Here is a 13494-nt window from a genome sequence, read left to right as displayed (position 1 = left end):
TAAAAAATGGCTCTTGGGATTGATGCAAAACGCTTAAAATGTTTACGAATAATGAACAGGGAGAAAATTCCAATAAAAAAGATATACAGTATGCAGCAATGTGAGCACCGCAAACAGGATTTTGCCTGTGGCTCTACCTCTCCTTTCCCCCGTAATCAGCTTTGCACCATTCACGATCAATACCCATACAGCAATGAGCGCTGAAATCAGTGGGAGCGTACAAATCCCCCACACATACCAGGCTGGATAACCATATACAATCTGACTATTTCCATAAATAAACTGTACGCCGAGAAAAATCGTATTCAGTAACGCGATGAATGCAAGGTTGGAAGAAATGTGAACTTTATTTTTGCGGATAGATCTTATTGCATACCTTACGACCCAAATCAGCAGGGTCGTGATAAAAAACAAGGAGGCAGCAGCGTAGTTGACAAGCAGCGTCCAGGTACGGTGCCAAAGTGTCGTCTGCTTCATGGTCTTACTATCCGGGGCGACCATCATCCATGTACCGTTTTGCGGATATAGCAAAATTTTAAGCTGGCCCCCCTTTTCCACAAACAGCCCATCGCCTGCTGCTTGAAAAACTTTGTTCGTTGCTTCATTTTCATTCGGGTACACACCGTTAACAATTAACGTATGATCATCTTGAATCTGAACGGTGTATTTAATGCTTCCCAGCATCCGAATCCATTTCCCCCACCCATGAACGGGGTTCACATTCACCTGATATACGCCCTCGATCTCTGGCGGAAGCTTCACTTGGGTAGCAGAAGGAGCCAGTGACTGAGAATCGGCCTGCGGCTCTGCGGGCAGCATTTGGGCTATCGCATTTATGACTTCTCCATGAAGCAGGGTGTCCGTGTCAGCCGTATTAATGGTCACAAAAATACCAATCTTTTGGGACGGAATCAGTACCATTTCGGAAATAAAATCATCAATTTCCCCGGTAGCCCACAGCATGGGTACTCCCGTCTCCAGTTGGCCACGGAAAAATCCGTAGCCCACACCATCCAGACGTGGATCTGCTGCAAATTGCTGTGTATGCATGGCTTTTACCGTTTGGGGCTGGAGTACCGCTTTTCCCTCATACTTGCCTTCGTTTAAATGAGTAATCAGATAATGTGAAAATTCGTTGGGTGTGATGCTCAACGCTCCTGCCCCCGGCAGATTAATATACGAAAAAGGCTGTTTCAAATACGCTCCATGTTTCCAACGATACGATTGAGCCAGTGCCGGATTATTCAGCGGCAAATCCAGTGTCGCGCTCGGCATATTCATCGGCTGGAACAGATGTGTGCGAAGGTAATCATTCAGTCCCTGACCGCTTACTTGCTCCACAATATTACCGACCAGACCGTAGGCGACATTACTGTAATCAAACTGAATTCCAGGCTCACGAATGGGCGGCTGATTTTGAAAATAAGTGCTGAGATACTGCTCTGTAGGCAAAGTGCCTGCCTTGGTCGAGCTGTTAATGCCGTACAGCGCTTCGTCCAATCCCGAGGTGTGTGTCAAAAGCTGATGCAGATTAAAAGGCTGATTGGAGTATTGCGAAGCTTTATAGCTATAGAGATAGCTGTTTATGTCTTCATTCAAATCGAGCTTGTTTCGCTCAACCAGCTGCATAGCGGCGCTTGCACTAAAAGATTTGGTTAGAGATCCGACACGAACAATGGTCTTCGCTGGGTCGAAGGCTATTGTTCGCTCCAGGTCTGCATATCCATACCCTTTGCTAAAAAGTATTTGATCTCCCTGGGTCACGACGACGGCAGCCCCCGGAATATGCCATTTATCCAATTCTGTGATCATGATGTGATCCACTGCTTTTTCCAATAGATTCGGCGTTAAGCTACCTGTTGCCGATGCTGGAGCAATGAGCAGGTTCCAGAGAAATAACGATACTATGAATACGGATAGGCAACATATGCCCCTATTCTTCATATGAAGTACCATCCTTACGTATGAAGTACGTTCATTGATACAGTGCGGTGATTGCATAGCGGAGCAGATATTTTCACTCCGGTTCGGAGCCATCAGCATGGCGCTATGGAATCATCGTACTTCCCATAGAGGGAGTGCAGATGATAGAGCGAATCCTGAGCGAATCACGTAAGCAGCAGGCTTCTTACATGTTCGATCAGGATTCATGGGTTACAGATTAAAAATTAGTGAACTCCAGTCAAATCATCGACCGTAGATTTTCAAGAATTATGATGAGCCAAATCTTGTGCTATGTCTTTGTCCATGTTCCGGGTTATGTTTTGTATTGCGGCTCGGATACTTTTTACATTTTCCTCGATAAATCCGGGTTCAAGCAGTTCATAATGATTGCCAATCAAGCTATGCTCTTCATAGCTTCCTTGTGTAGCGTCCTTCCACAAAAGTCGATTGTCTCCTGTACCCTTGACCGTTTCCGATCCAACGGCGACAAAGCCGTGAATATTCGCCTGAACGCTCTCTGTATTCACAAGCTGGTTGCCATACACCGCGTAAGCGATCATTTTACGCTGGTACGTTTCATTCAACAGCTCACGGTAGGATTCGGGAACCTGTTCCAGCATGGCATGAATTTCGTGCTCTGTTTCTTCGACTGTGAAGGGCAGGGCTTCCTTCCTTTTGACCGAATCGAGCATCAAAATGTCGGATACAGCATGACCTTGACGCTCCAGTGTGTCAGCTACCTTATGCGCCAGATTACCGCCGATGGAATAACCAAGCAGCACATACGGACCTTGCGCTTGCGTGCTGACGATCAAATCAACATACCGTGCCAGCATTTCCTGTTCATCCGAAGCATCATCTACGAACTCCAATCCATACACGACTGCATCCTGATCCAGTTGTTTCGCAAGCTCCGCGAACGACAGCCCGTATCCAAGCATGGGCGGAAAGCAGAAGATGGAGACAGGACCGTGTTCATTCAATCGAATGATTGGACTATCTGCCTTAGATTGCAAATCCGATTTCAATAATGCGAGCGCCTGCTCTTCGATGGTCGGGAACTCCAGAACACTGCGGATTGGAAGCTCGATGTCTGTGGCAAGGTGGACTTTGCGTACAAGCTCCAGCACTTTCAAGGAATGTCCCCCCAACGTGAAAAAGTCATCGTGGATACCCACTTGCGGGATTTCGAGCACTTCCTGCCAAATGGCTGCCAGCAACTGCTCCACATCGGTTCGCGGTGCGACATATTCTATGCCCGTGTGCAGCGCTTTGTCCGGCACAGGTAAAGCTTTGCGGTCGATTTTGCCGTTTGTCGTCAGCGGTAACCGATCCAGCTGTACGAATGCGGATGGAATCATATAGTTCGGCAGACTGGCCGACATCACAGCTCGAATCTCACGGATGGTCAGCTGTTCATCGGCAGTGAAGTAAGCACATAATTGCTGCTGGCCTGTTCCATCCCGTAAAGCGATGACAACGCTATCCCGCACGGACGGTACATTTGCCAGCCGCGCCTCCACCTCGCCAAGCTCAATCCGGTAACCGCGAATTTTAACCTGTTGATCAATCCGTCCGGCGTATTCCAGCATGCCGTCTTCACGCCAGCGAACAAGGTCTCCGGTACAGTATAGGCGATCTCCGTCCATCCACGGGTTAGCAAGAAATCTCTCAGCCGTCAGCTCAGGACGGTTCAGATAACCGCGTGCAACTCCGTCTCCGCCGACAACCAGCTCACCCCAGGCTCCGACCGGCTGCAGGTTAAATGACTTATCCACAACATACGCCGTCGAATTGCGGATGGGACGTCCGATCGGCACAGAATCCAGCTGTTCTTCCGTAATGTGATACGTCGTCGAAAAGGTTGTATTTTCCGTTGGCCCATAGCCGTTAATGATATTCATGTCCGGATTATCACGCAGGACCCGGTTAATATGGGGCGCAGACAAAACATCACCACCAACCAGTAAATACTTCACTTCGCCAAAAAGCTTACTGTCCTGCTGCGAAAGCTGATTAAATAACGGTGTAGTCAGCCACATCATAGTGATGCGATGATCCCGTATCGTCTCCTTGAGCTTGGACGCGTCCAGAAGATCATCCTTATGCACGAGTACAAGCTGACCGCCGTTCAGCAGCGCGCCCCAAATTTCAAACGTAGACACATCGAATACAAACGCGCAAGTCTGCAGCATGCGGATCGATTCATCAAATGGTACATAATCCGTATTGCGGACCAAGCGCACGACACTTTGATGCTCAACAACGACGCCTTTAGGCTTGCCTGTGGAGCCTGAGGTATAAATGACATAAGCGGCATGATGGCCTGCTCCATCCATCCCCAGATTGGAATGATCCGTACTGTAGGACGTATCATCATTCAGATTGACAATCTGTCCGTCAAAATAGCAACGATCCAGTAAATCCTGCTGTGCCAGCAGCAGCTTGGCTCCCGAGTCCTCCAGCATATAACGGATACGGTCCTCTGGATATTGAGGGTCTACCGGCACATACGCGCCTCCAGCCTTCAAAATAGCGAGTGTTCCAGTAATCATATCCAGCGAGCGCTCCGTCAAAATGCCAACAGGTTCGTCGGGCTTCACCCCTGCATCCCGCAGCGTATGCGCTAATCGGTTGGCTGTTTCATTGAGCTCCCGATAGGTCAATGATTGATGACCCAAAGCTACGGCAATATGATCCGGCGTGCGCTCAGCCTGCTCCTCAAACAATTTTTGGATCGTCTGATTCCGTGGATATGCAGAGGCAGTGTCATTAAACTCTCCTGTAATCTGTTGTTTTTCCGCCGCTGTAACCAGTTCCAGCTCTTCTACGCAAACACTCGGGTTCAGCAAAACTTGCTCCAGCAGATTCACAAAATGTCCATGCAGACGCTCAATGTCTGTTTGATCAAAGCTTAACGCGTTATACATAAAACGAATCTTTATGCATTCTCCCGGCATAACGACAAGGTTCAGATCGTAGTTGGTCTGCTCTGCAGCCACCACGTTGGAAATCGGGAATGCATCCTGCCCGTCACTTCCCAGTTCCTCGACCTGCTCCTCCACCGGATAATTTTCAAACACCATAATATGGTTAATTAAATCCTGCTTCTGGTCGGTCAATGCCTGAATTTCAAACAGTGGATACGTATCATACGCATGCGAAGCCAGCGCCTGCTCCTGCATTTTCTGCATCACTTCTGCAAAAGATTCCCCTGCCTCGCAGCGGATACGAACGGGAATGGTATTAATGAACAAACCGATAATATCCTCGACCCCGATAATATCCGATGGACGACCTGAGACAACACTGCCAAATACAACATCACTGTGGTTGTTATATTTTTGCAGCACAATCCCCCATACGGTTTGTAATAACGTATTCATGGTCACCTGATACCGCTTAGCCGTTTCCTCCACCCGGAGGGTCAGCTCACGCTCCCAATCCGTCGCCCAATCGCTGGCCGTGTAGCCTTCACTCTTGCGACCGGATTTTATAGCTGGTAGTGCTGTTTGCTGCTCATACCCGGATAAATAGCTGCTCCAGTAGTCGGCTGCCGCCTTGCCATCCTGTGCTTCCAGCCATTCAATAAAGCTGCTGTACGGCACTGCCGGTGCCAGCTCTGGCACTCTGCCCTCCTGAAGTGCTGCATAGCTTTCAAACACTTCTTTATTTATAAGGGACAGACACCAGCCGTCCATGACGATATGATGGAAGCTCCATACAAAATGATAGCTGTCTTCTCCGGTACGTAAAATCGCTACACGCAGCAGGACATCCCGACGCAGATCAAAGCCCCGTGCTCTATCCTCCAACTCGAAGTTTTTCACCCAGGTATCTCTTGTACCCACATCCAGCTTGTGTAAATCCTCATATTGAAAGCCGCAATCCCGACTTCGATACACCACCTGCAACGGCTCCGTATCCCGGCCAAAATAAAAATGTGTACGCAGCGCCTCATGTCGCCGAACCAGAATATTCAGGCTTTCTGCAAAAGCCCGAATGTCCATCCGACCTCGCATATCATAAGAAACCTGCTCAAAATACGCGTCATTCGCGGCTGCTTGACTATCCAGTTGGCTGTGAAACAGCATCCCTTTTTGCATCGGGGTCAGTGCATATACATTGTCAACCTCACCCGCAGCACCCATTTCAGATAACAGGCTGCCCAAGCCCTCCACACTCATTCCTTTATAGGAAATATCACTTGGGGTCAGCTCCGGCTGTTCTTTATGAATGCAATGCGTCAAAATTTCACGCAGGCTCGATTCCAGTAATTTCGCCAACCGCTCTATCGTCTCTGGTCGATAGCTGGTACGGCTATAGCTAATCGTCAGACCCAGCTGACCTCCCGAAATAATGCCGCCAAAATCCAGCGTATACGTCCGAGCCATGGTCGGGCTTAGTGGCATGCCCCCACTGTAAGGGGATGACTCCAGATCATTTCCTTTCATATCCTGATCGAATTGTCCCAAATAGTTAAAGCTTATTTCTGGATCTGCCTCAAATAAGGCTGGAGATGTTACCTGCTCCTGGTGATCAGCTACATATTTCAGTACACCGTAGCCAATCCCTTTTTGCGGGATGCCGCGCAGTCCTTCCTTCACATGCTTAATCCGTTGCGAAAGAGTAATTTCTTGCGGCATATTAAGCAAAACAGGATATTGGCTTGTAAACCACCCAATGGTTCGGGTAATGTCTACCTCAGGTAAAATAGCTTCGCGTCCATGCCCCTCCAGATTTATCAGGAAACGCTCATTTCCGCTCCACGCTTGCAATGCCATCCCTACCGCTGTCAGCAACAGATCGTTAACCTCCGTGTGGTAGGCACGATTGGCCTGCTTGAGCAGTTGCTCTGTCTCCGCACTAGTCCATACAGCGGTAACCGACTCACTGTCACCAATCAACGAATTTTTGTGCTCATGATGCCCGTAATCCTGCGGCAAGGGAGCCAGCTCGGCTTGTGCAAGATCCTCCCAGTACGAGCGCTCACGTTCCATGGCTGGGCTATTGGCATAAGCGTACAGCTGCTGGGCCCACGTTTGGAACGAATCCGTTTTATGAGGCAACTGAATCACCGATTCCCCCTTGGAGGCCTGATCATAAGCAGTTGCCAAATCCTCGAATAAAATGCGCCAGGATACCCCGTCCACCACCAAATGGTGAATCGCGACCAGCAGATGATCTCCATCCGGGCAACGGAACAGCCCCAGCCTCATGAGCGGCCCTTCGCTTAGGGAAATGCTGGATTGAATTTCATTGCAATTGGCTTCAACCATCTTCGCCAAATCGCCCTCGTTTACTTTGCTGTCCCTATAATCAAAGATTTCCAGATGGTATGGTTCGCCTTCCTCTATACCACGATTCCATGCCGTATACCCGTTCTCCGACGAACGAAAAACCATACGCAATGCATCATGGTGCGATGTAATCTGGTTGAGTGCCTGCCGAAGTGCCTGTTCATCGTAGCCTTCTTGTCGATAAAGCATGACAGATTGGTTAAAATAGTGCGGCTCTGCCGTTGACTGTTCAAAAAACCAGCGCTGAATCGGTGTAAGCAAAACAGAACCTGTAACCTCTCCCTGCTCTGCTATTCGGTTAACAGGCTGAATAAATTTGCTTAGTCCCGCAATCGTCGGGTATTTGAACAAGTCCTTCATTTCCAGCTTGTATCCAGCCTGAAACAATCGGGACGACACTTGAATGGCCTTGATGGAGTCGCCACCCAGATGGAAAAAGTTATCCTGTATGCCCACTCGCTGAATCCCAAGAATTGCCCCCCAGGCGGTAGCTAGTGCTTGCTGAACATCCGTCTCGGGTGCCACATAATCCATGCCTGTATCGACGTTTTGCTCCGGTGCAGGCAGGGCCCTGCGGTCTACTTTACCATTCAGCGTCAAAGGCAATCTGGAAAGCTGCACAAAGTAGGAAGGCACCATATAGCCAGGAAGATCCTGCGACAAAATGTTACGTAAGTCGCTGGCGCTCAATTCGCTGTCTGTTACAAAATACGCACACAGCTGTTTTTGCCCGTTATCGTCCTGCCGTACGGTAACAATTGATTCCTTCACCCCTGCAATCGTGGACAAACGGGTTTCTATTTCACCCAGCTCAATGCGGTAGCCGCGAATTTTGACCTGCTCATCCATTCTTCCCTTGTACTCCAACACGCCATCTGCGCGCCAACGTACTAAATCGCCTGTACGATAGCAGTGCTCCCCGGGCCGGAACGGACTTTCTATAAACTTTTCAGCCGTGAGCTCCGGCCGATTCAAATATCCACGTCCCACACCATCACCACCGACGATCAGCTCCCCCCAGGCTCCGATTGGCTGCAGCTTCAATGAACGATTGACCACATATGTGGTTGAATGATCAATCGGACGCCCAATGGGAATAGCTTGGGTTTGCGGTTCTGTAATGTCATAGATGGTGGAAAAGGTAGTGTTCTCCGTCGGCCCATAAATATTGGCCAAACGAAGCTGCGGGTGCTCCTTCAGCACACGATTGACGTGTGGTATGGACAACACATCACCACCCACAAGCAATTCTTTAAGGGAAGCAAACACTCCAATAGCTTCCTGTGAATGCTGATTGAATAAAGCTGTGGTCATGAACATGGTACTAATACGATACTTATCAATCACCTGTTTGAGCTTGGCGGCGTCCAAGATAGTGTCATGGCTTACCACATACAGTTGACCCCCATTCAGCAGCGTTCCCCAGATTTCAAACGTGGAGGCATCGAACACAACTGCACCCATTTGCAGCATACGCGTATGCTCGTCAAGCGAGGCATAGCTTTTGTTTTTCACCAAACGCACGACATTGCTGTGATCGATCATCACGCCCTTCGGCTTGCCTGTTGTACCAGAGGTGTAGATCACATACGCAAGATCCGAGGAAGATCCCTCCATTGGAATCGCAAATGATTCATCCACATGAGCATAAAGTTCAGATTCGCTACTCCATCGTTGTTCATCACTCAAGTCTATGATCGGAATACCTGGTTCAAAAGGAACCTGCTCACGTCGCTGTGACAGTAACAGCCTAGCACTGGAATCCTCCAGTAAATAACGGATACGCTCCTCAGGATATTCGGGATCAATGGGAACGTAAGCTCCCCCAGCTTTTAAAATGGCCAGCATGCCGACGATCATTTCAATGGAACGCTCCGCCATAATCCCTACTCGCTGTATCTCTGGCTCGGAGCCGCGCCGTATCCCATGGGAAGCGAGTATACGTGCCAGACGGTCGGAGCGCTCCTTCAGTTCGCGGTAGGTGAGCTGTGTGTCCGCGAAGGTGACGGCCAGCCGATCCGGTGATTGTGCTGCCTGTTCCTCGAACAGCCCATGCAGGACTTGATCACGTGGATACGGATAGTCTGCTACTGTATCGTTGAATTGCATTAGAATCTGCTCTTTTTCTTGGGACGAAACCATTTCAATAGCCGAAAGAGCGATATCCGGCTGTTCTATCACCGTATGGATAAGCTGCTGCAAATGTGCAGCCAGTCGTTCGATGGTTTCCCGTTTGTACAGCCGGGTTCCGTATTGAAGACCGCAGGCAATTTGCTCCCCATCCTCCATCGCGAACAGACTCAAATCAAATTTTGCGGTATTTTGTTCACTCGGATAGGGTGTCAATTGCAAGTCTTCCAGTTGCTGCTCCTTTTGCTCCAAATTTTGCAGAGCAAACATGGTATCAAATAACGGATTACGGCTTAAATCTCGATCCACGCCCAGCTTGTCCACCAGCTCTTCAAACGGATAATCCTGATGTTCAAATGCCCTCAGCGCGTTTTCCTTGACCTCCAATACATAATCGCGGAAGGTCTTACTACCTTCCGGAACATTGCGGATTGCCAGTGTATTCACAAACATCCCGATCAGGCTACCAAGATCCGCATGGGGCCGCCCCGCAATCGGCGAACCGACAATAATATCCTCCTGCCCGCTGTAGTGGCTAAGCAAAGACGTATAAGCAGCCAACAGCACCATATATAATGTCGATTCCGTCTGTACCGCAATGCTTTTTAAACCTTCGCTCTGCCGTTGATCGAGCGTAAATTCCAGTACATCTCCTTCAAAGCTTCTCACCGCCGGGCGTGGATAATCGGTCGGTATATCCAGCACGGGTAGCTCTCCCGCGAAGGTATTTAGCCAGTAGCGTTCCTGCTCCTGGTAGCGTTCATGTTGCTGCTGCTCCTGTTGCCAGGCGGCGTAGTCCTTATACTGAATGCGCAGCGGTGGCAGCGTGTCACCTGTATATAAACGGACGAAGTCCTGAATCAGCACATTTATAGAGGTACCGTCCGAAATGATGTGATGCATATCCAGCAGTAAAATATAATGCTCTGGTTCTGTTTCAATCAAACCGGCTCGGAATAGCGGAGCCTGTCCAAGATCAAACGGCTGGACAAAGCCGCGTACCAGTTCATCCGTCTCCTTAGGGTCAGCGCCGTGGGCATGAATCAACTCCATGTGAAAAGGAACCTCGTCATGTACTCGCTGGACAGGTTCACCGTTCATGGTCTCAAAGCTGGTACGCAATGTTTCATGGCGGTCAATAAGCTGGCGGAACGCATTGTCCAGTGCCTTATGATCAAGTGAACCTGTCAGTGTCAGAGCACCAGGGATGTTATAGCTAATTCCCGCTCCATCAAGCTGATTGAGGATATACATTCGTTTTTGTGCCGAGGATACCGCATAAAATGGCTTATTCTCGGTAACAGGTATGGATTCAAAGGCGGTTTGCTCCAGCGCTTCAATAACGTGTGCAAGCTGTTCAATCGTCGGGTGCTGAAACAGGTCCTTTAGCTGCACATTTTTATGCAGCTCCTTATGAATCAGCGATATGACATGTGTCGCCCGCAAGGAGTGCCCTCCTGCTTCAAAAAAGTTATCCTTAATCCCGATGCGCTCAAGCTCCAGCACATCTTTCCAGATACTCGCCAGTTGTACTTGTAATTGATTTTGAGGAGGTACATATTCTGCGCCTGAGCTTATACTTCCCTCCGGTTGCGGCAGCGCCCGCCGATCCACCTTACCGTTGGGCGTCAGTGGCAATTGCTCCAGCTGTACAAAATACGATGGCACCATGTAGCCCGGCAGTTCCTGGCTCAAAGCGCTGCGCAACTCACTTGCCGTTACCTCCTCATGGGTCACCACATAAGCGCAGAGCTGCTTTTGCCCCTGCTCATCCTCTCGTGCAATTACGACCGCTTCTCGCACCGCCTCCAGCTTCAACAGCTGTGCTTCCACCTCGCCCAGCTCGATCCGATACCCACGGATTTTCACCTGGGCGTCGATCCGTCCCTTGTATTCCAGCGTCCCGTCCGCATTCCAGCGCACCAGGTCGCCTGTGCGATAGCACCGTTCTCCACTGCGGAACGGGCTGTCGATGAACTTTTCTGCCGTCAGGTCCGGGCGGTTGCGGTATCCACGTGCCACCCCGTCACCGCCGACGATCAGCTCTCCCCATGCTCCGACAGGCTGGAGCTGCATCGAACGATCCACGACATACGCCGTTGAGTTATGGATCGGGCTGCCAATCGGTACCGATTCTGCTTGCACGCCAGTAATCGCATGTGTTGTGGAAAAGGTTGTGTTTTCCGTCGGGCCGTAGCCATTGATGATCCGAAGAGACGGATGGGCCTCCAGCACCCGGTTAATATGCGGGACGGACAGCACATCACCGCCAACCAACAGCTCACGGATTCCCCCGAACAGCTCCAGGTCCTGCTGGGACAGCTGGTTAAAGAGCGGCGCAGTCAGCCACATCGTCGTAATGCCGTGGCTGCGAACAGCTTCCTTAAGCTTCGGCGCGTCCAAAATGACATCCTGACTCACCAGTACCAGCTGTCCACCATTCAATAGCGCACCCCAAATTTCGAAGGTGGACGCATCGAAGACAACAGCCCCGGTCTGCAAAATGCGCGTATCCGCATCCAATTGCGCATAGTTTGTATTTTTCACCAGACGCACGACATTACGGTGCTCCACCATAACGCCTTTCGGCTGGCCTGTTGTCCCTGAGGTGTACATAACGTATGCCAAGCGATCAGCAGCTGCTGCCTTCGCTTGTTCTGATTGCGTAACTTCTGGTTGCAGGATTTCTGGTTGTGTGCTTGTAGTAGAAGCAAGCTCAGGACTAGCGGAAATGGAATAGAGCGGGTTTAAGCAATCTACATATCCGATGCCAGCTCTGTCAGCATATGTCTCGTTATCGTTCGGCAAAACCAGATCGAAACGATCAGCATCATTCGTTCCATAGATTGCTGAATCGCTCAGGTCAAGCACAATCCCCTGAAAATCAGCGGGCCGATGCTCCATCCGCTGCACTAGAAGTAGGTTTGCACCAGAATCCTCCAGCAAATAGCGCACGCGTTCATCCGGATAATCAGAGTCAATCGGCACATAGGCCCCGCCTGCTTTGAGAATCGCGAGCATACCGACGATCATTTCCATCGAGCGTTCAGCCACAATACCGACAGTCTGCTCGGTGCAGATCCCCTGCTTACGTAATGTATGAGCCAGACGGTTAGCTTTTTCATTCAATTCTCCATAGGTCAGACTGTCTTTTCCGAACACTACCGCCACCTGCTCCGGTGCCTGCTTCGCCTGTTTCTCAAACAACTCATGTATGGACGCATGACGTGGATAATCCGCAGTTGTATCGTTGAAGGTATGAACCAGTTGCTCCACTTCTTGCTCTGACAACACCTGTGCTGTGGAAATTGCCAGCTCTGGCTGATGCAAAACAACGCTGTACAACCGCAACAGCTGCTCAACAAAGCGTTCAATTGTCGCCTCATTATAGCGATGGCTACTGTAATTCAGATTCAGGGAAACCGCTGCGTTGTCCCATTGAAATTGAAAATCCAGCTCAGATTGTACATGATTCGAAAAATCGGAAATATGGATGTTTTGCAAGGATGCCGTGGTGTGAATAAGAGGCTGTTCATCCTCGTTACGTGGAATTTCAAGCCCCTCGGTATAGTTCCAAAAAGGTATATTTTGGTGCTCAATCGCTTCGCTGACAGAGGTTTTGATTTGAGACAGCAAGGCTTTGAAGGTCGTTGTAGAATCCAGCGAGTTTTTCAGTATGAGCAGATGATTGATCGGCTTTGTAGCACCGTTGCCAGACTTGGCTACCGGAATGCCCAACAGCACACGTTCCTCACCTGTGTATTTATGTAACAGGCTTTCTACTCCAGCAAGCAGAACCATAAACACTGCCCATGGAGCGCCACCTGTTATAGACAATATTCGCCCGGAAATTTCAGATGGAAATGTGAGCGTGTACGTAAGGGAATTTAAATTCGTTGCAGTTGCATCCTTGGACACGTTGTTGGTATATGGCAGGCAGATGATATGATCCTCAGATTCCAGCTTATGACTCCAGTAATTTTTTTCCTTCTCAAATAAGGCTTTCAATGACATCCCTCCTGCTTCATGGGGTCTGTACCCCGGTTGGAATGGTGCGTTATTACGTAGATGAGCGTTGTGTCGGAAAAATAATACTTTGCAGGCAAGGGCAGTCGGACAA

The 13494-nt window shown here is 49.6% G+C and carries 2 protein-coding genes; both read right to left on the bottom strand.

What is annotated here, in order from left to right:
• Positions 1–42: 42 nt before the first annotated feature.
• Positions 43–1944, bottom strand: coding sequence for a serine hydrolase domain-containing protein (locus NST83_RS11625; protein WP_342417693.1), 1902 nt, complete (start codon positions 1942–1944; stop codon positions 43–45).
• Positions 1945–2204: 260 nt separating this feature from the next.
• Positions 2205–13382: an amino acid adenylation domain-containing protein gene (locus NST83_RS11620; RefSeq protein ID WP_342417692.1), complete on the bottom strand. Its 11178-nt coding sequence runs from the start codon at positions 13380–13382 to the stop codon at positions 2205–2207.
• Between the last annotated feature and the right edge of the window lie 112 nt (positions 13383–13494).

The organism is Paenibacillus sp. FSL R10-2782, from assembly GCF_038592985.1.
In the GTDB taxonomy this organism is placed as follows: Bacteria; Bacillota; Bacilli; order Paenibacillales; family Paenibacillaceae; genus Paenibacillus; species Paenibacillus terrae_C.
Note: the sequence above shows the minus strand (reverse complement) of the source record. Positions and strands in the feature narration are given on the sequence as shown.